Consider the following 21,904-nt stretch of genomic DNA (forward strand, 5'->3'; position numbering starts at 1 on the left):
ACGCATACGTATGCTCGAAGGATGACGACTTCCGCGACCTCCGGAACCGGACCCACCGAGAACTCCATGCGTCGCGCCCTCAAACGCGCCCGGGACGGCGTCGCCCTCGATGTCGGCGAGGCGGCGGTGCTGCTCCAGGCGCGGGGCGAGGCCCTCGACGACCTCGTCGCGTCCGCCTCCCGGGTGCGGGACGCGGGCCTGGAGGCGGCCGGCCGACCCGGCGTCATCACGTACTCGAAGAGTGTCTTCATCCCCCTGACCCGGTTGTGCCGGGACAAATGTCACTACTGCACCTTCGTCACCGTGCCCGGAAAGCTGCGGCGCGAGGGGCACGGGATGTTCATGTCCCCCGACGAGGTGCTGGACATCGCCCGCAAGGGCGCGGCCCTCGGCTGCAAGGAAGCCCTCATCACCCTCGGCGACAAGCCGGAGGACCGCTGGCCGGAAGCGCGCGAGTGGCTCGACGCGCACGGCTACGACGACACCATCGCCTACGTCCGGGCCATCTCCATCCGGATCCTGGAGGAGACGGGCCTGCTGCCCCACCTCAACCCGGGCGTGATGAGCTGGACCGACTTCCAGCGCCTGAAGCCGGTGGCGCCCAGCATGGGAATGATGCTGGAGACGACCGCGACCCGGCTCTGGTCCGAGCCCGGCGGCCCGCATCACGGCTCCCCGGACAAGGAGCCCGCCGTACGCCTCCGCGTCCTGGAGGACGCCGGCCGCTCCTCCGTCCCCTTCACCTCCGGGATCCTCATCGGCATCGGTGAGACGTACGAGGAGCGCGCCGAGTCCCTCTTCGCGCTCCGGAAGGTCTCCCGCGCCTACCACGGCATCCAGGAACTGATCATCCAGAACTTCCGCGCCAAGCCGGACACCGCGATGCGCGGCATGCCGGACGCGGAACTCGACGAACTGGTCGCCACGGTGGCCGTCGCCCGCCACATCATGGGCCCGAGCGCCTGCCTCCAGGCCCCGCCCAACCTCGTGGACTCCGAGTACGAGCGACTCATCCACGCCGGCATCGACGACTGGGGCGGCGTCTCCCCGCTCACCATCGACCACGTCAACCCCGAGCGCCCCTGGCCGCAGATCGAGGAGCTCGCGGAGCGCTCGGCGGAGGCCGGTTTCGCTTTGCGGGAACGTCTCTGCGCGTACCCGGAGTTCGTCCGGCGCGGCGAACCCTGGCTGGACCCACGGCTGCTGCCGCACGTCAGGGCCCTCGCCGACCCGGAGACCGGCCTGGCCCGCGAGGACGCGACCGTCGAGGGCCACCCCTGGCAGGAACCCGAGGAGGCCTTCGTCTCCTCCGGCCGTACGGACCTCCACTCCGCCATCGACACCGAGGGCCGTACGTCCGACCGCCGCGACGACTTCGACGAGGTGTACGGCGACTGGGGCGCCCTGCGCGAGGCGGCGGCCCCCGGCATGGCACCGCAGCGCATCGACACGGACGTACGCCAGGCCCTGCGCACGGCGGCCGACGACCCCACGAAGCTGACCGACGACGAGGCCCTCGCCCTCTTCCACGCGGACGGCGCGGCACTCGACGCCCTCACGCGCATCGCGGACGACGTCCGCAGGTCGGCGGTGGGCGACGACGTCACCTACATCGTCACCCGCAACATCAACTTCACCAACGTCTGCTACACGGGCTGCCGCTTCTGCGCCTTCGCCCAGCGCCGCACGGACGCCGACGCCTACACCCTCTCCCTCGACCAGGTCGCCGACCGCGCCCAGCAGGCGTGGGACGTGGGTGCGGTGGAGGTCTGCATGCAGGGCGGCATCCACCCGGACCTGCCCGGGACGGCGTACTTCGACATCGCCCGGGCGGTGAAGTCCCGCGTCCCCGGCATGCACGTGCACGCCTTCTCCCCGATGGAGGTGGTCAACGGCGCGACCCGCACCGGCATGACCATCCGCGAGTGGCTGTCGGCCGCGAAGGAGGCGGGCCTGGACTCCATCCCCGGCACCGCCGCCGAGATCCTCGACGACGAGGTCCGCTGGATCCTCACCAAGGGAAAGCTGCCGACGGCGACCTGGATCGAGGTCGTCACGACGGCCCACGAACTGGGCATCCGCTCCTCCTCCACCATGATGTACGGCCACGTGGACCAGCCCCGCCACTGGCTCGGCCACCTGCGCACCCTGGCGCGGATCCAGCAGCAGACGGGCGGCTTCACGGAGTTCGTGACGCTGCCGTTCATCCACACGAACGCGCCGGTGTACCTGGCCGGGATCGCGCGCCCGGGCCCGTCGATCCGCGACAACCGCGCCGTGACCGCGATGGCCAGGCTCCTGCTCCACCCGCACATCCCCAACATCCAGACCAGCTGGGTGAAGCTGGGCACGGAGGGCGCGGCGGAGATGCTGCGCTCCGGGGCGAACGACCTGGGCGGCACGCTCATGGAGGAGACGATCTCCCGGATGGCGGGCTCTTCCTACGGCTCGTACAAGTCGATCAAGGACTTGATCGCGGTCGCGGAAACGGCCGGCCGCCCGGCGAAGCCCCGCACGACCCTGTACGGCCCGGTGTCGGAGGAACGGCAGCGGGCGGCAGCGGTGTCGGACGGCCATCTGCCGGAACTGCTACCGGTGTTGGACTGACCGGTTGGACTGACCGGTTGGACTGACCGGTCGGACTGACCGGTCGGTCCGACGGGACCGGTGACCCGGCCGCCGAACAGCGCACTCACAGTACGATGATCCGACCCCCGGTGTCGGGGGCTGGAGACTGAGGAGTTGCGTGCCCGTGCCTGCCCGACGGCTGCCCTCGTGGGTCTGGGTCACCGGTCTGACCGTGGGTGCGGTCGTCTCGGTCGCCGTGCTGGCCGTGAAGGCCGACGGGGGCCCGCACCCCACGGCGACGGCGGCCCGCCCCAGCGCGTCGAAGCCGGCGGCTTCCGCGTCCGCGAAGCCCAAGGACTCGGCGCCGCCCGCGGTACCGGACGACTCGGGCACGGGCCGCCGTATCGTCTACTCCCTCGGCGAGCACCGGGTCTGGCTGGTCGACGCGAGCGACGCCGCCCGCCGTACCTTCACGGTGTGGGCGGGCACGGTCAGCCCCGACCCCGGGAAGTACTCGGTCTACACCCGCAAGGACGCCACCACCGGCTCCGACGGCGTCAAGATCGAGCACATCATCTACTTCACCGCCAAGTCCGGCATCAACATCGCCTTCTCCAACGCCGTCGACGGCTCCTCCCCGCCGCCCGCCTCCGGCACCCAGACGGGCGGCATCCGCATGCCCAAGGCCGACGGGGCGGCACTGTGGACGTTCGGAACGGAAGGTACGCAGGTCAGGGTCGTGAAGTAGGGGCCGACTCGTCCCTTTGGGACAGCTGGACGACGATGAGCGTGACCCCACTGAGCAGGAACACCCGCATCGCCGCGTCCAGCCCGTTCCAGTCCTCCGACTGCCACATCGCGAACCACTCCCCACCGATCGCGATGAACCCGGCGCCGAAGAGCAGCATGAGCATCAGCAGCCCGTACGTCGACACGCGCCGCGCCCGTACGTCGTCCCGCCGACCCCACAACCAGGTCCCGTACCCGAGGACGAGCGCGGCGACGGTCTCCCACACGATGATCGCGACGTACGCGGTGTCCTGTAACCCCTCGCTGGTAACGGCCCGCCACATCAGATCCTCGTCCTTGAACGTCGTATCCATGGCCAACACATGCTGAACGAACTGCTGATTCGTCCCGAAGTCGGTGATGTTCCCGAAGGCGACGAGGGCGATGTACAGGGCGACGGTGGCGGTGAGGAGGGTGGCGGCGAGGGGCATTCCCCGCGAGTTTCTTGAAGTGACCATGCCCATCCCGTTCCCCGCGCGGACCCACGTGATGCTCACGGGGTGCTGGGGCCCCCGGCGCACAGTGCGTGGTCGATCAGGGCGCTGGCCGCGTTCTCCTGGTCCAGGATGTGCTCCGGGGTGTCGCCGCGTGCCTCGGACATGGAGACCACGGCGCTTCGCCTGCCGTCGCCGGTGACGCCGTTGAGGGTGGTGTAGCCGCCGTCCCCGCCCTCGTGGCTCCAGTAGGTTCCTCCGCAGCTCCTCAGGGGGCGTTCGACCAGGCCGAGCCCGTACCGGCCGTCGGGCCACAGCTTTTGGACCTCCGCGCTCACACGGACGGTCTGCTTCATCTTGGCCAACTGCCGTGCCGGTAGCAGTCGGCCGTCGAGCAGCGCGCGGAGGAAGCGGTTCTCGTCCCGCGTGGTCGTGACGAACGAAAGGTTCTCGTGGTCCACAGGTATCTGGTCGGTGACGTCCACCCGGGAACCGGGGCCGAAGAGCTGGCAGGCCTGGGCGTGCGGCCGGGGCAGGGTGGGTGAGGTGCCCATCCAGCGGGTCTGGCGGAGGCCGAGCGGGCGCAGGATGCGGTCTTCGATTCGGTGTCCTGGCGCAACTGCTCCACGGGGGAGGGGCCGGCGGGCTGGGCGACGGCGGTGCTCACCTCGGCGGCCAGCAGCGTAGCGACACTGAGTGCCACGGCGAGGTGCCTACGCAGAGTCGAAGTCATCGCTGAACGCTATTTCCGCCCCCAACGGGGTGCGATCCGGCGCACCCCAGGATCGGAGGGGGGATTCCCCCCCAGAGCCCCGGACCCAGAGGCGGTGCCCGCGCACTCACCACAGGGGAGCGTTGGAGGATTCGCGCCAGTGCTTGAGCCGCGTCCAGAGGGTGCTCGGGCCGAAGTCTGGCCCAACTCCGCCAATTGAACAGCCGTCGCCGACTCACGGCACACCAGACGTCCTTCGAGGGTCAGCGGTGCGTTCCGATGTGCCCTGCTGGTGGCGCTCCTGGACTCGGCGGCCGCGTTCACCGGGAGCCCTGGGGTCTCGGGGCTCCCGCGTGGGCGGCTGTGCGTGGCGTCAGCTTGCGAACTTTGCGATGGCTGCTGGGGTGACGGGGGTGAAGAAGTTGACGAGGTGGCCGTCGGGGTCGCGGAACAGCAGCGACCGGTTGCCCCAGGGCATCGTGGTGGGCTCGGTGACGAAGTCGGTGACGAAGCCGGTCAGGTTCTGGTGAACGCGGTCCACGTCGTCGACGCGGAACTCGGTGATCACGCTGTGGTTGTCCGCCGGGCGGGCAGAGCCCGGGGCGAACAGCGGGACGGTGCGGGTGCTGGCGATCGCGAGGGTGGCGCCCGCGGTCCTGAGTTCGGCGAAGTCCTCGGTGGCCCACGTCGCCGGCACCCCGGTGGCTCGCTCGTAGAACTCGACGAGGCGCGCCACGTCGCTGGTGATGATGCGGATCGAGACGAAGTCCATGGGAATCTCCTTGGCTGTGCTGGAGGCGTGCACCGCAGGCTAGAAGAAATAGTGGACAGAATCGGTCCTGTATTCGCGTTAGGCTGCGAACATGCCTCGACCCACCGGCCGCGTGCTGACACTCCTGGAGCTGCTGCAGTCGGGCGGCACCCGGACGGTGGCCGAACTCGCCGACCGGCTCGGCGTCGAAGGGCGCACCGTGCGGCGGTATGTGCACCAGCTGATCGACCTGGACGTGCCCGTGGAATCGGTGCGGGGCCGCTACGGCGGGTACCGGCTCGCCCCCGGGTACCGCTTGCCTCCGCTCATGTTCAGCGACGACGAGGCGCTGGCCGTGCTGCTCGGCCTGGTCGCCGGCCGCCGAGCAGGGCTGACGACGACGGAGTACACGGCGAGCGAGACGGCATCGGCGAAGATCCGGCGGGTGCTGCCCAAGCACATCGCCCGTCGGCTCGACACCCTCCTGGAGGCTCTCGCCTTCACGGATCAGCCCGGCGCATTCGACACCCCGGACACCGGGGTCCTGCTCACCATCGCCGATGCGGTGCGCCACCGCCGACCGGTCTCGCTGCGCTACACCGACCGCGACGGACAGCGCAGCGAACGCACGCTGCACGCGTACGGGATCGTCGCCCATTCGGGCCGGTGGTACGTCACGGGCAAGGACGCCCGGATCGGCGAGGACCGAACCTTCCGGCTCGATCGCATCGCGGACGCGCGGACCCTGCCCGGCTCATTCGAAGCGCCAGTGGGCCCCGGTCCGACACAGCGCGTGTTGTCAGCAATGGCCACGGCTGAGTACCGGCATGAGGTGACCTTGCGGATCCACGGGACAGTCGAGCAGATCCGCGCCCGCCTTCCCGCCAGCGTCGCGAGCCTGGAGGAGCACCAGCCCGTGGCAGGCGAGGACCGGGCGACCGAGCGCTGGCTGCGCGTCGAGCTGCGGGCGGAGCGGCTCGACTGGTTGCCTCCGGTACTCGCCTCGCTCGACCGGCCGTTCGTCATCGAGCGCCCCGATGAACTGCGCGACCTCGTCACCGCGCTCGCCGATCGCCTCGCGTCCTACGCCCGCCAAGCTTCCACCGTCACCTCGTCACGTGCGTGACGAAATCCGTCCAGGCGGCGGGGGAGAGGGCGAGCCCTGCGCCTCGCTTGTCCTTGGAGTCGCGTACGTGGACAGTGGCGTCGGCGGGGGCTATGGCGACCTCGACGCAGTCGGGCCCGTCGTTGCTAGGAATCCCGAAAGTGATCCCCATGCCCGAGCTCACGCCGGACGCGCTGCGGGCGGCGGTCGCGCGTATCGCACCGAGCCGGATCCCTGCCCTCACCCAGCACCTCTTCGAAGCCACGACGAGCGCCCAGCAGACGCAGAGCCTCGCGCCCCTGAGGGCCTTCGTGAACTCCTGGGCCGTGTTCGTGGCGATCGAACGGCATCCTGAGCGCGCGGCCTGACTCCGTGAACTGGAGCGCATCGTGGACGCGGGGGAGCAGGACCCCGTCGAGGCCATCGCCGGGATCCGCGCGATCCGGGAGGCGGCCGAGGCGGAGGCGGGGCTGTGACGGACTGGGTCTGGGACTGCAACCCGAGCGCGGCGTACGTCACCTGGTGCGGCTGATACGGCTGACATATGGGCGTTTGATCCGCTTAAGGCATATCCAGCCCGCTAATCCTCCCCCTGAACCAGGCGTTCCCATTCGATTACAGTGCTGACCGTCGTACGTACGGACGGTGCCTGGGAGGTCTTGGTGGGTGCGACCGACGGCGCTGTCTGGGGCCGTACCGAGCAGCAGGACTTTCGGAGCCGGGTGCGAGGCACCCTGCTCGGGGCTGCCGTCGGCGACGCGCTGGGCGCGCCCGTGGACGGGCTGGGGGTCGACGCGATCCGGGAGGCGCACGGGGCCGAGGGCGTCGTCGATCTGGCGCCCGCGTACGGGAGACGCGGGGCCGTCACCCACCTCACGCAGCTCACCCTCTTCTCCGTGGACGGGCTGATCCGCGCCCAGGTGCGCCGGGACACCGGTGCCTGGCATCCGCCGACCGATCTGCACCGGGCGTATCTGCGGTGGGCCGCCACCCAGCGCGACTGGGGACCCGACGAGCGCCGTAAGGACGACGGCTGGCTGGCCCGCGAGGAGTGGCTCTACGCCCGCCGGGGCCCGGCCCACGCGCTGCTGCTCGGGCTCGGCGACGAGATGATGGGCACGCTGGAGGCGCCCAAGAACCCCGGCGAGGCGGGCCCCGAGGTGGTCGCCCGTTCCGCTCCCTTCGGGCTGCTCGTCGGCTGGGAGCCGCAACTGGTGGTGCAGCTCGCCGTGGAGTGCGCCGCGCAGACCCACGGGCACCCCGCCGCCTACCTGTCGGCCGGTGCGTACGCCGTGATCGTGCACGCCCTCGCCCGCGGCGACAGCCTCGACGGCGCCGTTCAGCGGGCGCTCGCGCTGCTCGGCGCGCGGCCCGGCCACCAGCCCGTGTCGGACGCGCTGCAACACGCGCTCGGTGCGGTACGGCAGGGGATCCCCACCCCGGACCGGGTCGCCGAGCTGGCCGGGGCCGGTACGGCGGAGACCGTGCTCGGCGCCGCCGTGTACTGCTCGCTCGTCGCGGAGGAGGTCCGCCACGGCCTGCGCCTCGCCGTGAACCACGCCGGCCCCTCGGCCGCGACCGCCGCCCTGACCGGCGGCCTCCTCGGCGCCCTCCACGGCGAAACGGCCCTCCCGCCGGCCTGGCTGGCCGAGCTGGAGGGCCGTCCGACCATCCTGGAACTGGCCGACGACTTCGCCATGGAGATGACCCAGGGGCCCGCGCTGCACGGCCCGGCGGGTTCGGCCCCGGGGTGGCTCGCCCGCTATCCGCGCGCGTGAGTTCCTTCAGTCCTTCGCCCGCGCCCTCACCACGTCGTCCACCGGCCCCGCCGGCGTGGGAACCGCGGCGGCCGCCGAACCAAGGCCGCCCCCGCTCCCGTCCCCGTCCCCGTTGATCTGGTCGATGATCGCGAGCCGCTCCGGTGTGTCCTCCGGCTTGAGGAAGCCGACGAGGATGTACAGGACCAGCGACACGGCGAGCGGGATCGACACCTGGTACTGGAGCGGGACGCCGCCGTCGACGTTCCAGTTGATGGGGTAGTTGACCAGCCAGAAGGCGAGCAGGCCCATCGACCAGCTCACCAGCGCGGCCGTCGGGCCGGAGCGGCGGAACGGGCGGAGCAGGCCCAGCATCATCGGGATGGCCATCGGGCCCATGAGACCCGCGACCCACTTGATGACGACCGTGATGATGTCCTTGAACGCCGGCGAGTTGACCTGAGTGGCCGCCGCCATCGACAGCCCGAGGAAGACGACGGTCGTGATCCGGGCGACGCGCAGCCCCTGCCCCTCGCTCCACGCCCGCGCCCTGCGCCACACCACGGGCGCGCAGTCCCGGGTGAACACGGCCGCGATGGCGTTGGCGTCGGAGGAGCACATCGCCATGGTGTGGGAGAAGAAGCCGACGATGACCAGGCCCAACAGGCCGTGGGGGAGGAGCTGTTCGGTCATCAGGGCGTACGAGTCCGAGCCGTCCGGCTTCTTCGACTCCACCAGCAGCGGCGACATCCACATCGGGAAGAACAGCACCAGCGGCCAGACCAGCCACAGCACCGCCGACAGCCGCGCCGAGCGCTCGGCCTCCTTCGGGCCGGCCGTGGCCATGTACCGCTGGGCCTGGTTGAGCATGCCGCCGTTGTATTCGAAGAGCTTGATGAAGAGGAAGGCCAGGAGGAACACCGTGCCGTACTGGGCCACCAGCGGCTTGTCGTGGCCCTGGAGTGCCGGCTCGTCCCAGGCACTGGCGATGCCGATGCCCTTGTCGTCGAGCTTCAGCAGCACCGCGATGAACATCGCGATGCCGGCCAGCAACTGGATGACGAACTGGCCGAGTTCGGTCAGCGCGTCCGCCCACAGGCCGCCGATCGTGCAGTAGACGGCGGTGATCGCGCCCGTGATGAGGATGCCCTGGTTGAGCGAGATCCCGGTGAAGACCGACAGCAGTGTCGCGATCGCCGCCCATTTCGCGCCCACGTCGACGATCTTCAGCAGCATCCCGGACCAGGCCAGCGCCTGCTGTGTCTTCAGGTCGTACCGGTTCTTCAGGTACTCCAGCGGCGAGGCCACGTGCAGCCGGGAGCGCAGCCGGTTGATGCGGGGCGCGAACAGCTTGGAGCCGATGGCGATGCCGAGGGCGATGGGGAAGGACCAGGTGATGAAGGAGGTGATGCCGTAGGTGTAGGCGATGCCCGCGTAGCCGGTGAACATCACCGCGCTGTAGCCCGACATGTGGTGCGAGATGCCGGAGAGCCACCATGGCATCTTGCCGCCGGCCGTGAAGAAGTCGCTGACGTTGTCGACGCGCTTGTGCGACCAGACACCGATCGCGACCATCACGCCGAAGTAGCAGATCAGCACGGTCCAGTCGAGACCGTTCATGGTGCCCCCTTCCAGGGTCCGCCTTGTGAACTCCGCTCAGCTGGTTGGCACTTCGCGCGAGCGGGGTAGGGGCGAGGGAGGCGGCGAAGTGCCCGCTCATCCTGGGTGGGGTTACGTGGGCACGACAAGCTGGCGGAAGGTCAAAGGCAAGTAAAAATGTTCGCCTTACTGACCTGAGTTCACCTACATGAACAAGTGTGGACGGTGAAGGGTGGCCGAAAGGGGACCGTCTCAGCGCATCAGCTCCCCCGCGTTGACGAGCAGCGACTGCCCGGTGATCGCCCGCGCCCGGTCCGACGCCAGGAACACCGCCGCGTCCGCCACGTCCCCGTCGGTCGCCAGGTCCGGCAGCGCCATCCGCTCCGTCAGCCGCCCCAGCACCTCGGCCTCCGGGACCTCCTCCGACAGCGCCGTGAACTGCACGTACGCCCGAACCGGCGGACCCCACATCCAGCCCGGCAGCACCGTGTTGACCCGGATCCGGTGCGGCCCCAGCTCCCGCGCCAGCGAGTACATCGCGCTCGTCAGCGCCCCCTTCGAGGCCGCGTACGCCGCCTGCCGCACCTGGGACGGGGCGGCGACGGCCGACTGCGTGCCGATGAAGACCACCGAACCGCCGCCGCCCGCCTTCAGGGCCGGGAGGCACGCCCGCGTCATCCGCAGCGCCCCCAGCAGGTTCACGTCGATCACCGACTGCCAGGTCGCGAAGTCCGCGTCCTGCACCCCGCCGAAGTAGCTGTCCCACGCGGCCACCTGCACCACCGCGTCGATCCCCCCGAACCGCTCCCGCGCCAGCGACGCCAGCGCCTCGCACTGCCCCTCGTCGGTGATGTCGGTCGACCGGTACGCCGTGTGCGCGCCGTCCGGGTCGATCTCGGCGGCGCTCTTGGCGAGGTTGGCCTCGGTGCGCGCGCCGAGGACCGCGTTGCCTCCGTCCCGTACGACCGCCGCCGCGACCTGGTGCCCGAGCCCGGCGCCCACTCCCGAGACGACGACGGTCTTCCCCAAGAGCAGTGACATCGGAGGCCTCCCTGGCTCTGGCGCATTATCTGACGGAGCGTCAGAGTATGAGCGAGCCGCCTAGGAAGGGGAAGGCCATGAGCGAGGAGACCCGCAGCGAGACGTACGCCGAACTGGCCGCCGTGGGCCCCTACGGAGTCCACCCCGGCCACGCCCTGATCACCATGGTCGAACCGCACCCTGGCCACGAGTACGCCTACAACCGCTGGTACGAGGACGACCACTACTACGCCGGTGCGATGGCCATGCCCTGGATGTACGCCGGCCGCCGCTGGGTGGCCACCCGGGAGCTGCAACTGCTCCGCTACCCGGAGAAGTCGGCGATCGCCCAGCCCGTCACCGCCGGCTGCTACATCTCCACCTACTGGATCACCTCAGGCCGCTACGACGACCACATGAGGTGGACGGTCGCCATCAACAAGCGCCTCAACCGGGACGCCCGCGTCCACCAGGACCGCACCCACGTCTTCACGGCGTTCCAGGACCACGAGGCGACGGTGTACCGCGACGGCGCGGCGGGCCCCCGAGACTTCCACGCCCTCGACCACCCGTACGCCGGGCTGGTCGTCGAGGTGATCGACGCGGAGTCGCCGGAGCAGCGGGCGGAACTCCTGGAGTGGCTGCGCTCCCGCCACCTTCCCAAGTGCCTCGCCGCGTCCTCGGCCGCCCTGGTCACGGTCTTCCGGCCGACCCCGCTCCCCGGCGACCGCATGACCTACGTCAAACAGGTCGAGGGCGTCGACACCCGCCTGACCCTGCTGTGGTTCCTGGAGGCCGACCCCAGGGAGTGCTGGGCGGACACCTTCACGGGCCTGGACACGGCGGTCGCGGAGTCGGGGCTCGGGCGGGTGGAGCTGGTGGCGCCGTTCATCCCGACGGTGCCGGGCACGGACCGCTACGTCGACGAGCTACGCCACCAGCCACGTCACTTCAACTCGTCGGGACAGGGAGTGCCCCGCGGCAGGCCGTAGGGCGCCGCCAGCCGATACGTCCCCGCCTTCGGCGCGATCAGCATCGTCCACTCGTCGCCCTTCGCGTCCTCCTCGGTCTCCAGCAGGCAGCCGTTGGGGTTGTCGTACGTCTTCGGCGTGCCCTCGGGACTGTCCTTGGACTCCTGCGTCTCCTGCGGCGGCTCGAGCTTCTTGCCCTCGGCGTCGACGACGCTCAGCCACGGCGAGTACGGGATGCGGATGAGGATGCGGCCCGGCTTGGTCACCTTCATCGTCATCTCGGTCTGCCCGGCCCGCTCCACGACCGCGTTCGGCTCCGCGAGGGACGTCGGGTCGGTCACCCGGAACAGCTGCCAGTTCGCGTCGCCCCAGATCTGCTTCAGATACGGCATGCCCCGCTGGACCAGCTGACGCTCGCGCTCCCCGCCGGTTCCGTCCGGTTCGTCCTTGGGCAGCACCACGAAGTGCACGGCCCACCGCTTCAGCCAGTCGTGGTAGTTCGCCGAGTTGAGCGTGTTGTCGTAGAAGAGCGGGTTGCGCTCCATGTCGGCCTGGCGGTTCCAGCCGCGGGCCAGGTTGACGTACGGCGCGAAGGCGGAGGCCTCGCGGTGGGAGCGGGCCGGGACCACCTCGACGCGGCCCTTCTCCGCGCCGACCTCCTGCAGCTCGTTCACGAGCGGCGCGAGCTCGCGCGCCCAGTTGGACGCCGGGGTCGTGTGGATTATGTCGTCGACCGACTTGAAGCCGATCCAGCCGACGAACGTGGCCATCGCCAGCACGATCACGTACCACTTGCGGGTGCGCGGCACCGCGAACGGCAGCGCCGCCATCAGCACCACACCGGCGAACAGCATCGGCAGCCGCGTGATGTTCGACCCGATCTGCGAGCTGATCAGCCAGACCAGCAGCACCGCGAGACCGTAGACCGCGGCCGTGATGCGCACGGTCTTCCAGTCACGAGGCACGACGTAGACGGTGATCACCGAGAACAGCAGCGGCAGGATCGCCGACCCGAAACCCATCGGCTGAGTGCCGGAGAACGGGAACGCGAGCGCCGACACCGCCACGACCGCCGTCGGGCCCAGCCCCAGCGCCCACGCGCCAGGGCGTCGCTTCTGCAGGAACAGCGCGGCCGCCACCAGCCCCACGAACAGGCCCGCCACCGGCGACGACATCGTGGCCAGCGCGGCCAGCGGCGCCGCGCACAGGGCCTTCGCCCACCGCTTGTAGCGCCAGCGGTGCGGCCAGTTGAACACGACGGCGACCGCGCCCAGCGCGAACGCCGTGCCGAGACCGAACGTGACCCGCCCCGATATCGCGTTGCACACGAAGGCGAAGACACCGGCGAGCGTGGTCGCCAGCGGGTTCCGCACCGGCCGGCAGCGCACCAGGATCAGTGCCAGCAGGGCGGCGGAGACCGTCCCCGCGATGATCATCGTCGTACGGACGCCCAGCACGGACATCAGATACGGCGACACCATGCTGTACGACACCGCGTGCATGCCGCCGTACCAGGCGAGGTTGTACGCGGAGTCCGGGTAGCGGCCGACGAACTCGGCCCACGCGTCCTGCGCCGCGAGGTCACCACCGCTGTTCGCGAACGTGAAGAACCAGGCGATGTGCAGGGCGCCGCCGAGAGCCGTGATGAAGAGGACGGGGTGCCGCCCGATCCACTCGCGCAGGGCGGCGGTGCGGGCTGCGAATCCGGACGATCCGCCGTCACGCTCCGCGGGTGCGGGCAGCTGTATTCGCGGGCCGGTACCCGGGCCCGGACCGGTGTCGTCGGTGCGTGTCGGCTCCGCAGTGGCCACCTGTAGGCGCTCCCCGTGTCCTGTCTTCTGTTCTAGGCCGCACCTCGTTCGCTCGCGCTTCACGGTCGCGTTTCCGCGTCCGGCGACCCTGTCCCGTTTCGCGACGCTAGCACGCACCCCGCCGGGGAGCCGCCGGTTAACGGTGCTCCACCGACGGGTGCGCCGGTACGGCCGTGACATGCCGTGACGTGTGCGTCAGCCGACGCGGGTCAGCTTGTCCGCGAAGCCCGGTTCGGCCAGGTCCTTCTGCAGTGCGACCGGGATGTTCACCGCGTCCCCGGAGCCGTCGCCGACGCTGAGCGAGCCCACCTTGGTGCCGGCCTTCGCGGTGTGCGGTACGTCGTCGGTGGCGAAGGACAGCTTCACCTTCAGCCCGGCCCAGCCGACGGCACTGACATCCTTGGTGACGACGACGGGCGTCCGGTTGCCGAACTTGTCGTCGACGTACCCGACGACGTCACCCGCCTTAAGGATCTTCTCCGAGGTCAGGGCGTCCTGCGTGGCGAGCATCGCCGTCTTGCTCACCTTGTTGACCAAGTCGATGATCGAGGGGGCGTTGTGCTGGCCGAGGACCGCGCCGACCAGGGTCACGGTCTCCCCGCCGACCTCCTTGGTGGCGGCGAACAGCAGGTTGCCGCCGGCCTTGGTGGTGGAGCCGGTCTTGATGCCGATGGCGCCGTTGTAGGGGACGAGGTCGTTGTAGTTGCGCCACTTGAAGCCGGTCGGGTCAACCCAGTTCGGCAGCTTGGTGATGTCCATCAGGGCCGGGATCTTCACCAGCTCATGGCCGAGCTTCACCTGGTCGTGGGCGGTGGAGACGGTGGTCTCCTTCAGCCCCGAGGCGTCGGTGTACTTCGTGTTCGTCATCCCGAGCTCCTTGGCGGTGTCGTTCATCTTCTTGATGAACGCCGCCTCGCTGCCCGCGTCCCAGCGCGCGAGGAGCCGGGCGATGTTGTTCGCCGAGGGGATCATGACCGCCGAGAGGGCCTGCCTCAGGGTGTACTTGTCACCCTTCTTGACGGTGTTGACGGTGGACTCGTCGTACTTGTCGTAGCCGCCCTCCTTCTCGGCGAGGGCGTCGATGGGGATGCTCGGGCCCTCCGTGCCCCGCTTCAGCGCGTGGTCCTTGAGGACGACGTACGCGGTCATCGCCTTGGCGACCGAGCCGATGGCGACGGGCTTCTGATCGCCGAAGCCATCCACCGTGCCGATGCCGTTGACGTCCATCCAGCCCTGGCCCTCGCTCGGCCACGGCAGCGAGACCTTGTCACCCTTGAAGGTGTACGACTCCTCGGCGGTGAGGGCGAGGGTCGGGGTGGGGAGCGGCCGCACGGCCTGCACGATCGCAAACACGACGGCGAGCAGGAGGACGATCGGCGTCCAGATCTTCACCCGGCGGACGGACGTCCTGAGGGTCGTCTCCGCGGGCGGCGGCGTGTTCGTCAGCTCCGCCAGCAGGTCCAACGGCGGCTTCGGCGGCAACGGCTGCTGCGTCGTCCGCTCCGGGCCGACCTGCGGGACGGGGCTCGTGGCCTCGGCCGGCTTCACCCTGGGCAACGCGGTCGTCGCGTCCGCGGGCGGCGGCTTCCGCGTCGCCGGATCGTCCAACGGCTTCAGCGCGACGAACTTACTGGTCCGCTCGGCCTCGGCCTCGGCAGCCTTGTCGCCGGCCTTGCCCTCGGCCTTGTCGCCGGCCGTGCCCTCGGCCTTGTCGTCAGCCTCGCCTTCGGGCTTCCGCCCGGCCTTCTGAGCAGCCTTGCCCGCGTCCCCCAGCTTCAACATGGTCGTCGGCTGATCAACCTCCCGCTTGCCGACCCGCGGCGCCTTGAAGACGGCGGTGGGCTGGTCGACGGGGGGTGCGGTGGGCTTGGCGGAGCCGTCGGAGTCGGGGCCGGACTCGGTGTCGGCGTCGGCGGTCGGCTCCGCGTCGGCTTCGGGCTTGGCGTCGGCCTTCGCGGAAGTGTCGGTGCTGGGCTTGGAGTCGGCCTTCGCGGCCGTGTCCGTGCCGACCCGGGGGTCCGCCTTTGTGGGGGTCTCCTTGTCGGCGGGCTTGGTCTCGGCCTTCGCGGGGCTGTCGGAGTCGGCCTCGGCGGGCTGGTCCGTGTCGCTCCTGGGGTCCGCCTTCGACGGGGCGTCGCCTTCCGCCCCCGCCTTCACCGCGCCGCCGGTCGCCTTCGAGCCGGGCTCGTCGGTGTCGGTGTCGGTGGCGGAGTCTTCCTCGGTACGCGGCTCCCGGTCGGCCCCGCCGCGGGCACCCGCCCCGGCCGCCTCGTCGGCTTCCGGTGCTTCCGGTGTGTCCTGGACATCTTCGGCATCCCGGTCGCCCGCGGCTCCAACGGCGCTCTCGGCCTCCTGTGCGCCCGCAGAGGCGCGCCCGGCCTTCCCGGCGCCCGTAGAGGCGCCCCCGGCCTTCTCGGAGCCCTCAGCGGCCTGCTCGCCCTCCTCGGCCGCCTCGGCGTCCCGCTCGCCCGCCTCGGAGCCCGTGGAGGCGTGTCCGGCGCTCTCGGAGTCGTCAGCGGCCTGCTCGTCCTGCTCGGCCGGGTCGGCCTCAGCAGTCGCTCGCTCGGCCTTCTGGGCGTCCTCGGCGGTGTCCCCGGCCTTCCCGGCGCCCTCAGCGGCCTGCTCGCTCTCCGCGGCCGCCGTGGAGGCGCGTCCCGGCTTCTCCGCGTCGTCGGACTCCGCGGCGTCCTGCGTAACCGTTTCGCTGGACGTGGCGTCCTCGGCGGACTGGACCCACGCGGCCACGGCGGCGCGCAGACGGGCGTCCCCCGTGGCGTCGTCGCCGTCGCCCTCGCGGTCCTCGCTGTCCTCGGTGCCGGAAGCGGCGTCGGCCGAGTCCGAGTCCTTCACCGCGCCCTCGGCGCCATCCGCGTCCTCGGCCTCCCGAACGCCGTCCGCCGAGCCGTCATCGGTGCCCTCGGTGGCCTCGGCGTCATCGGTGGCCTCGGCGCTCCCGGCGCTTTCGATGTCCCCGGTCTCCGACCTCCGTACCGAGAACACCCGCGTCGCCGTGTCCACGCCGCCGTGGGAGCCGGATTCCGACGAGGAGGACGACCTGTCCGCCGTGCCGCCCTCCCGGCTCGCCGGGAGGCGTGGGTCTCGGGTTTTGGACCTGGCCTCGGGAACCGGACCCGCGCTCCCCGACGTCGGTTCTGCCGACGACTCGCGCTGCTTCGACCTGTCGGGGGACTCGCCCGCCACCGATGCCTCCTCCATGTGCCGCACGGCCTCCGTGCGCCTGCCGAACCGTGAACCGCCGCTCGGAACAGCACCACAGCGCGCTGTCCGAACCATGTACCAGTGTCCTGTGTGAGGGCATGGTTCCTGCGTTAGACGAGAACGACATACCTACCGGTTCCCTTACAAACAGGTCACGCACCCTCGACAGACCAATGTGAGAGGGGTCACCCTGTCATTCATCCACGCGGGGAGGCATGGATGGGCAGGAGCCGCAGAACCATTCCGGAGGAGCTTCTGCTGCTGGCATTGGACCCGACCACGGGTACCACTGCACAGCCGCAGTCGCTCGACCTTGGTCTGGCCGGAGCACAGCTAGTGGAGCTGGCGCTGGCCGGACGGATAGCCCCAGACGGGGATCGTATCGCCGTGGTGTCCCCACGGCCGACTGGAGATCCAACACTGGACTGCGCGTTGGAGTTGCTGCGAAGGCGTGGCGCTCCGGTGCGGGCCGTCCACTGGATCGGCGGGCCGCGTCTCGGGCTACGCCAGACCTACCTCTCGCATCTGGAGCGGTGCGGCATGGTGCATGCCGTGGCGGGCCAGATGTGCGGAGTGCTGCCGACGACTCGCTACCAGGCGACGGACACCGACATCAGCCGGGAGATCAAGGCCCGGCTGGACTCCGCGATCCGCACCGGCGTACCGCCGGACCCGCGGACCGCGGCGCTCGCCGCACTGGCGCACGCGGTCGGACTCGGCAAGCACCTGTACCCGGGGAACGAGGGACGGTCGTCCCGATCCCGGTTGCGGGACCTGATCCGGCACGACCCCATGGGCGGGCTCGTCGCGCACGCCGTGATGGACGTCCAGAACGGTGCGGCGGCTCAGCCACGCCGCCCGGCACCGGCAGGCCGCCAGGCCGCCCCCGGCGCCAGGCCGGCTGCGGAACCCGCGCGTGGCGTTCCGGTGCAGCCACACCACGGATCCATGGTGCGTGTCGTGGCCCACTGAACCGCACTTCAACGACAGGGCCGGCAGGCAGCGCCGGCAACAGCAAGACCCGTTCGGGAGCCGCCGCGGCCCGCGCGGGGTGGTGGGACCGTCCGTTTGCAGGACACGGTCCCACCACCCCGCGCGGACGCATGTCCAGGCGGAGGACCGCCTGCCGTACGCTCGGCGTGCGCATCCGGCCGACGCCCTCCGAACTGGCGTGTACCGGCCGCATATCGTCCGTTTTCCAGCGGTACAAAGCACCTTGGTGGCAGTCTGCTCAACAGCAGATACGCAAAGTGGAGCACGCAGCCGGAGGTGCACGTCCCGTGGCGTCCAATGTCAATCCCACCGTCAGGCGACGCCGGCTGGGCCAGGAGCTGCGTCGGCTCCGTGAGCTCAAGGGCATGACCGCCGAAGAGGTCGCCGAGCGACTGCTGGTGTCCCAGTCGAAGATCAGCCGACTCGAGAACGGCCGCCGCAGCATCAGCCAGCGCGACGTGCGCGATCTGTGCGGGGTCTACGAGGTGGAGGACCACCGCATCATCGATTCCCTGATGCAGATGGCCAAGGACTCGCGCCAGCAGGGCTGGTGGCACACCTTCGGGGACATCCCCTACAGCGTCTACATCGGCCTGGAGACGGACGCGGCGAGCCTGCGCGTGTTCGCCCCGCAGGTCGTGCCGGGGCTGCTGCAGACCCGCGCGTACGCCGAGGCCGTCATCACCGGGGCGCTGCCGGAGACGGCGACGAGCGAGATCGAGAAACGGGTCCAGGTGCGCATGCGCCGGCAGGAACGTGTCTCCGCCGCGGAGAACCCGCTGCGGCTGTGGGCGGTGCTCGACGAGGCCGCGCTGCGCCGGGTCGTCGGGAACCGGCAGTTGATGCGCGAGCAGCTGGAACACCTCGCCGAGGTCTCCCAGCTGCCCCATGTCACCGTGCAGGTGCTGCCGTTCGACGTGGGCGCCCATCCCGGCCTCAACGGCCAGTACGCGATCCTCGAGTTCCCGGACGCGGCGGACTCCAGCGTCGTCTACATCGAGGGCGTCACCAGCGACCTGTATCTGGAGAAAGCGCCCGATGTGCAGAACTACAGTGTCATGTACGAGCATCTGCGGGCACAGGCCATGAATGCGGACCAAACCCGGCAATTCATTGCAGACCTGGCGAAAGAGTACGCCCGCTGACCTCATCGCGACGGAAGGCGCCGGACAGTACACCTTGGGCAAGTTCTAAGGGAAGACCCCTTTGGAAAATGCCATCCGGTCGAGTGAATCACTGCTCCGCCTGAGGGAGTTGACCAGTAGCGTCGATCAAGCCAGCAAGACGACGACGCTGGCGCAAACCGAGCCGTGGACCCGTTTGGGACCACGGCCCGGTGACGCACCTCAACAACGGGCAAGTCATCGGAGCAGAAATGGCAATTCTTCGCGGTGCCACGCAAGAGTGGACCAAATCCTCGTACTCCGTCGGGAACGGCGAATGCGTCGAAGTCAAGTCGCCCACCCTCTCGGCGCTCGCCGTCCGGGACTCCAAGGACCCGAAGGGTCCCGTGCTGGCCTTCCCGGCCGACGCGTGGAGCGCGTTCGTGGCATCGGTCAAGCCGTAGGCCGGACCAACCACACAGGCAACACCGACAGAGCCCTCTCGACTAGCCCGCCGTCCTTGCCGAGGGGGCTCGGCTCATTTCACGGGGAACGCCACATCGCACACCGGGTCCTCGGACCCCGCCGCGTCCCAGTCCGCGAAGTAGACCTCGCGGCAGGGACCGTCGCCCGTGAGTCCCTCCGCCTTCATCCACTCCTCCACCGCCTCGAAGGCCGCCAGGATCTGCGGGTGGGCGACCTGCGCCTTGGTGATCCGGGTGTACGCCAGCCGTCGCGCCGGCTCCACCCGCACCTTCGTCTCCCGGCCCCGGCCCCGCCGCTCCACCCAGGCCCGTGCCGCCGCCTCGTCGGCGACCGGCACGCACGCCTCGGCGGGGCCGTCGCTCTCCATGGACACCTCGGAGTGGTAGACGACGAACGGCGGGGCGCTGGTCCCGCCGCACTCGCGCGCCGCCTCCTCCAGCCGGTCCAGCGACGCCCCGATCCACGCCGGCAGTTCGTCCGCCAGCGTGTGCCGGGTCTCGGTGATCACCACCCGTGCGGGTACGTCGACCGTCTCGACCACGAACTTTCCGTACATCTCGGAGCTCCTCCCTGACAACCGTCCACGGAGGTACTCGGCGAGCGTCCGCTGCCCCGCCACCCGCGTCTCGACGTCCGCCCAGTAAGCGGTGAGCCGGTCCGCCGCCTCGGTCCCGTCGGCCGCCTCGACCACCTCGGCGATCCTCGCCAGGGGCATGTCGAGCTGGCGCAGGAGCGCCACCATGCGGGCGCGTTCCACCTGGCCCGCGCGGTAGTAGCGGTAGCCGCTGGCCTCGTCGACGTGCGCCGGGGTCAGCAGTCCGAGGCGGTCGTACAGCCGCAGGGCCTTGGCCGAGAGCCGGGCCCGCGCGGCGAACGCGCCGATGGTGAGCAGATCTTCGTCCACCGTGGAATCCTCCGTCACCGGGCGGTCCTTTCGCCCGGTGAGAAGGACGCTCCACCTTGCCCCAGGGGCAGGGTCAACCGGCCAGCTGGGCCTCGAGAGCGGAAACCAGCTCCGCGGACTCCGGCTCGGTCTGCGGGGAGAAACGGGCTACGACGCCGCCGTCCCGCCCGACGAGGAACTTCTCGAAGTTCCACCGGATGTCCCCGGTGTGCCCCTCGGCATCGGCGAAGCCCACGAGCCGCTCGTACAGCGCGTGCCGGTCCTCGCCGTTCACCTCGACCTTCTCGGTCAGCGGGAAGGAGACGCCGTACGTCGCCGAGCAGAACTCGGCGATCTCCTCGGCCGTTCCCGGCTCCTGCCCGAGGAACTGGTTGCACGGCACGCCGAGCACGGTGAAGCCCTGGGCGGCGTACCGCTCCTGGAGCCGCTCCAGGCCGGAGTACTGCGGGGTCAGCCCGCACTTGGAAGCCACGTTCACGATGAGCACGGCCTTGCCCGCGTACTGCGAAAGCTCGGCGGAACCGCCCGTGAGGGCGCCCATCTCGACGCCGAGGGGAGAGGAGGAAGAGGGGGAAGCGGACGGGGTGGCACTGGAATCAGTAGTCATGAGCGGATGCTAACGCCGCCGGATGACGTGACGGGGGCCGCCCCGGCCGCCTCCACCAGGACCTCGCCCGCCGCCGTCCGGGAGTACAGCATCGACCGGCCCGCGCGGCGCCGGGTCACCAACCCGGCGTCCAGCAGGACCCGCAGATGCCGTCCGACGGAGCCGAGGCCCTGGCCGGTGACGGCGACCAGCTGGGTCGTGCTCATCGGGGTGCCGAGCAGGACGAGCACCCCGGCCCGGGCCGGGCCCAGGAGGGCGCCCAGACTCGCCGGGACGGGGCGGTGGGCGGGGTCCTCGGCGAGGGCGCCCGCGCAGGGGTAGACGACGGCGTACCGGTCCCCCTCCTCCCAGGACACCCAGCCGGCCTTCGGGGTGACCGGCACGAACACCAGCTCGGCGCCGGAGATCTCGCGCGGCGGATACTCGTGCAGATTGACCTGAAAGCGGTTCTCGCCCAGCCAGCGCGTCCCCGGCCGCAGCGAGTCCAGCGCGGCCGCCCAGCCGCCCCGGCTCACCTGCGCGGTCCGCGCGACGACATCGGCCTCCAGGACGCCCCGCCGCCGCTCCCAGTACGGCCGTACGGTCTCGCCCCACACGTACTCCAGGAGCGCCGCCGCCCGCTCGGGCAGGTCGTCGCGGTCCAGCGCGGCGGGCAGCGGACCGGCGAGGGAGACCCGCAGGTGCGCCCGCGCCGCGTCGGGGCGGGCCGCCCGCACCCGGGCGACACCCTCCGCGAAGCCCTCCCCGTCCCGGGGCGCCGGCGTGAGGAAGTCGGCGATCCAGTCCCTGCCGAGCCCGGCGCGGACGAGCAGCGCGGTGACCGGATCGCCCGCCAGATGCGCGCGATACCCGGGCAGATGCGCCCGCAGCCACTCCCGCTCACCCGGGTGGGCGGCCACGCCCGCGTGCAACAGCTTCAGGCTCGCGAAGGTCTCGGCGAGCGGGGAGAGCACGAACCGACTCCGGGCGAGCGTGTCGGCGTTGACCTGCCACCAGCCCACAGCCCCTCCTCGTACGAAGTGTCCACGCAGACGATGTTTCGCGTCTCCGCGAAACAATAACGACCGCTCACGGG

Annotated in this window: 20 protein-coding genes; 9 read left to right on the forward strand and 11 right to left on the reverse strand. The window is 70.5% G+C overall.

The genetic code is table 11. The features are described 5' to 3' along the window. Nucleotides 1-21 precede the first annotated feature (21 nt). Nucleotides 22-2,607 (forward strand): bifunctional FO biosynthesis protein CofGH, encoded by a 2,586-nt coding sequence (locus ACFYWX_RS13125; protein WP_389424046.1) that lies wholly within the window; start codon nucleotides 22-24, stop codon nucleotides 2,605-2,607. 139 nt (nucleotides 2,608-2,746) lie between these two features. Beyond that, nucleotides 2,747-3,316 carry a hypothetical protein gene (locus ACFYWX_RS13130; RefSeq protein ID WP_389424047.1) on the forward strand — a complete coding sequence of 190 codons (570 nt, stop codon included), beginning with the start codon at nucleotides 2,747-2,749 and terminating at the stop codon, nucleotides 3,314-3,316. Here the strand turns inward: ACFYWX_RS13130 and ACFYWX_RS13135 are convergent. From ACFYWX_RS13135 to ACFYWX_RS13145, 3 genes are all read right to left on the reverse strand, one after another. After that, nucleotides 3,300-3,815 (reverse strand): DUF2165 domain-containing protein, encoded by a 516-nt coding sequence (locus tag ACFYWX_RS13135; RefSeq protein ID WP_389424048.1) that lies wholly within the window; start codon nucleotides 3,813-3,815, stop codon nucleotides 3,300-3,302. The two genes, ACFYWX_RS13130 and ACFYWX_RS13135, sit on opposite strands and share 17 nt — an antisense overlap. A gap of 35 nt (nucleotides 3,816-3,850) precedes the next feature. Continuing rightward, nucleotides 3,851-4,393, reverse strand: coding sequence for a serine hydrolase domain-containing protein (locus ACFYWX_RS13140; protein ID WP_389424092.1), 543 nt, complete (start codon nucleotides 4,391-4,393; stop codon nucleotides 3,851-3,853). 483 nt (nucleotides 4,394-4,876) lie between these two features. Continuing rightward, a complete protein-coding gene (locus tag ACFYWX_RS13145; protein WP_389424049.1) occupies nucleotides 4,877-5,275 on the reverse strand; it encodes a VOC family protein in 399 nt (132 codons plus the stop codon). A gap of 91 nt (nucleotides 5,276-5,366) precedes the next feature. Here ACFYWX_RS13145 and ACFYWX_RS13150 point away from each other — a divergent pair, with 91 nt between their 5' ends. After that, complete coding sequence (locus ACFYWX_RS13150) at nucleotides 5,367-6,380, forward strand: helix-turn-helix transcriptional regulator (protein WP_389424050.1); 1,014 nt, start codon at nucleotides 5,367-5,369, stop codon at nucleotides 6,378-6,380. On the opposite strand, the gene ACFYWX_RS13155 is transcribed toward ACFYWX_RS13150, so the two are convergent. After that, nucleotides 6,361-6,531, reverse strand: coding sequence for a DUF397 domain-containing protein (locus ACFYWX_RS13155; protein ID WP_389424051.1), 171 nt, complete (start codon nucleotides 6,529-6,531; stop codon nucleotides 6,361-6,363). The genes ACFYWX_RS13150 and ACFYWX_RS13155 overlap by 20 nt on opposite strands. Between ACFYWX_RS13155 and ACFYWX_RS13160 the strand changes: the two genes are divergently transcribed. Both ACFYWX_RS13160 and ACFYWX_RS13165 read left to right on the forward strand, forming a co-directional pair. Then, nucleotides 6,530-6,727, forward strand: coding sequence for a hypothetical protein (locus tag ACFYWX_RS13160; RefSeq protein ID WP_389424052.1), 198 nt, complete (start codon nucleotides 6,530-6,532; stop codon nucleotides 6,725-6,727). The genes ACFYWX_RS13155 and ACFYWX_RS13160 overlap by 2 nt on opposite strands. Nucleotides 6,728-7,021: 294 nt before the next feature. Continuing rightward, nucleotides 7,022-8,137, forward strand: a complete 1,116-nt coding sequence (locus ACFYWX_RS13165; protein ID WP_389424053.1) for an ADP-ribosylglycohydrolase family protein — start codon at nucleotides 7,022-7,024, stop codon at nucleotides 8,135-8,137. Nucleotides 8,138-8,143: 6 nt separating this feature from the next. Here the strand turns inward: ACFYWX_RS13165 and ACFYWX_RS13170 are convergent, their stop codons facing one another. Together ACFYWX_RS13170 and ACFYWX_RS13175 are read right to left on the reverse strand one after the other, a co-directional pair. Beyond that, nucleotides 8,144-9,736 (reverse strand): sodium:solute symporter family protein, encoded by a 1,593-nt coding sequence (locus ACFYWX_RS13170; RefSeq protein ID WP_389424054.1) that lies wholly within the window; start codon nucleotides 9,734-9,736, stop codon nucleotides 8,144-8,146. 231 nt (nucleotides 9,737-9,967) lie between these two features. Further along, nucleotides 9,968-10,756, reverse strand: coding sequence for an SDR family oxidoreductase (locus ACFYWX_RS13175; RefSeq protein WP_389424055.1), 789 nt, complete (start codon nucleotides 10,754-10,756; stop codon nucleotides 9,968-9,970). Nucleotides 10,757-10,833: 77 nt separating this feature from the next. Between ACFYWX_RS13175 and ACFYWX_RS13180 the strand changes: the two genes are divergently transcribed. Then, the gene (locus tag ACFYWX_RS13180; RefSeq protein WP_389424056.1) at nucleotides 10,834-11,727 is read left to right on the forward strand and encodes a hypothetical protein; all 894 of its coding nucleotides are present in this window, start codon (nucleotides 10,834-10,836) and stop codon (nucleotides 11,725-11,727) included. Here the strand turns inward: ACFYWX_RS13180 and ACFYWX_RS13185 are convergent. Beyond that, complete coding sequence (locus tag ACFYWX_RS13185; RefSeq protein ID WP_389424057.1) at nucleotides 11,682-13,517, reverse strand: MFS transporter; 1,836 nt, start codon at nucleotides 13,515-13,517, stop codon at nucleotides 11,682-11,684. The genes ACFYWX_RS13180 and ACFYWX_RS13185 overlap by 46 nt on opposite strands. Before the next feature lie 195 nt (nucleotides 13,518-13,712). Further along, nucleotides 13,713-16,733 carry a D-alanyl-D-alanine carboxypeptidase gene (locus tag ACFYWX_RS13190; RefSeq protein ID WP_389424058.1) on the reverse strand — a complete coding sequence of 1,007 codons (3,021 nt, stop codon included), beginning with the start codon at nucleotides 16,731-16,733 and terminating at the stop codon, nucleotides 13,713-13,715. 222 nt (nucleotides 16,734-16,955) lie between these two features. Between ACFYWX_RS13190 and ACFYWX_RS13195 the strand changes: the two genes are divergently transcribed. From ACFYWX_RS13195 to ACFYWX_RS13205, 3 genes are all read left to right on the forward strand, one after another. Further along, nucleotides 16,956-17,708 (forward strand): GPP34 family phosphoprotein, encoded by a 753-nt coding sequence (locus ACFYWX_RS13195; protein ID WP_389424059.1) that lies wholly within the window; start codon nucleotides 16,956-16,958, stop codon nucleotides 17,706-17,708. Between the two features lie 308 nt (nucleotides 17,709-18,016). After that, the gene (locus ACFYWX_RS13200; RefSeq protein ID WP_389424060.1) at nucleotides 18,017-18,874 is read left to right on the forward strand and encodes a helix-turn-helix domain-containing protein; all 858 of its coding nucleotides are present in this window, start codon (nucleotides 18,017-18,019) and stop codon (nucleotides 18,872-18,874) included. Between the two features lie 230 nt (nucleotides 18,875-19,104). Then, nucleotides 19,105-19,296, forward strand: a complete 192-nt coding sequence (locus ACFYWX_RS13205; protein ID WP_389424061.1) for a DUF397 domain-containing protein — start codon at nucleotides 19,105-19,107, stop codon at nucleotides 19,294-19,296. A gap of 74 nt (nucleotides 19,297-19,370) precedes the next feature. On the opposite strand, the gene ACFYWX_RS13210 is transcribed toward ACFYWX_RS13205, so the two are convergent. From ACFYWX_RS13210 to ACFYWX_RS13220, 3 genes are read right to left on the reverse strand one after another with little or no spacing between them, the layout of a single operon-like run. Then, on the reverse strand, nucleotides 19,371-20,240 hold the full coding sequence (locus ACFYWX_RS13210; RefSeq protein WP_389424062.1) for a MerR family transcriptional regulator: 870 nt from the start codon (nucleotides 20,238-20,240) through the stop codon (nucleotides 19,371-19,373). 55 nt (nucleotides 20,241-20,295) lie between these two features. Then, nucleotides 20,296-20,829, reverse strand: coding sequence for a glutathione peroxidase (locus tag ACFYWX_RS13215; protein ID WP_389424063.1), 534 nt, complete (start codon nucleotides 20,827-20,829; stop codon nucleotides 20,296-20,298). After that, complete coding sequence (locus ACFYWX_RS13220) at nucleotides 20,826-21,830, reverse strand: ArsR family transcriptional regulator (RefSeq protein ID WP_389424064.1); 1,005 nt, start codon at nucleotides 21,828-21,830, stop codon at nucleotides 20,826-20,828. Before ACFYWX_RS13220 ends, ACFYWX_RS13215 begins: the two co-directional genes overlap by 4 nt. Nucleotides 21,831-21,904 lie beyond the last annotated feature (74 nt).

It is taken from the genome of Streptomyces sp. NPDC002888 (assembly GCF_042888465.1).
Classification (GTDB): Bacteria; Actinomycetota; Actinomycetes; order Streptomycetales; family Streptomycetaceae; genus Streptomyces.

Coding starts and splice junctions, on each gene's coding strand:
- ACFYWX_RS13135 (WP_389424048.1), bottom strand. CDS start 3,815: ATGGTCACTTCAAGAAACTCGCGGGGAATGCCCCTCGCCGCCACCCTC.
- ACFYWX_RS13145 (WP_389424049.1), bottom strand. CDS start 5,275: ATGGACTTCGTCTCGATCCGCATCATCACCAGCGACGTGGCGCGCCTC.
- ACFYWX_RS13155 (WP_389424051.1), bottom strand. CDS start 6,531: ATGGGGATCACTTTCGGGATTCCTAGCAACGACGGGCCCGACTGCGTC.
- ACFYWX_RS13170 (WP_389424054.1), bottom strand. CDS start 9,736: ATGAACGGTCTCGACTGGACCGTGCTGATCTGCTACTTCGGCGTGATG.
- ACFYWX_RS13175 (WP_389424055.1), bottom strand. CDS start 10,756: ATGTCACTGCTCTTGGGGAAGACCGTCGTCGTCTCGGGAGTGGGCGCC.
- ACFYWX_RS13205 (WP_389424061.1), top strand. CDS start 19,105: ATGGCAATTCTTCGCGGTGCCACGCAAGAGTGGACCAAATCCTCGTAC.
- ACFYWX_RS13190 (WP_389424058.1), bottom strand. CDS start 16,733: ATGGAGGAGGCATCGGTGGCGGGCGAGTCCCCCGACAGGTCGAAGCAG.
- ACFYWX_RS13150 (WP_389424050.1), top strand. CDS start 5,367: ATGCCTCGACCCACCGGCCGCGTGCTGACACTCCTGGAGCTGCTGCAG.
- ACFYWX_RS13180 (WP_389424056.1), top strand. CDS start 10,834: ATGAGCGAGGAGACCCGCAGCGAGACGTACGCCGAACTGGCCGCCGTG.
- ACFYWX_RS13215 (WP_389424063.1), bottom strand. CDS start 20,829: ATGACTACTGATTCCAGTGCCACCCCGTCCGCTTCCCCCTCTTCCTCC.
- ACFYWX_RS13195 (WP_389424059.1), top strand. CDS start 16,956: ATGGGCAGGAGCCGCAGAACCATTCCGGAGGAGCTTCTGCTGCTGGCA.
- ACFYWX_RS13125 (WP_389424046.1), top strand. CDS start 22: ATGACGACTTCCGCGACCTCCGGAACCGGACCCACCGAGAACTCCATG.
- ACFYWX_RS13160 (WP_389424052.1), top strand. CDS start 6,530: ATGCCCGAGCTCACGCCGGACGCGCTGCGGGCGGCGGTCGCGCGTATC.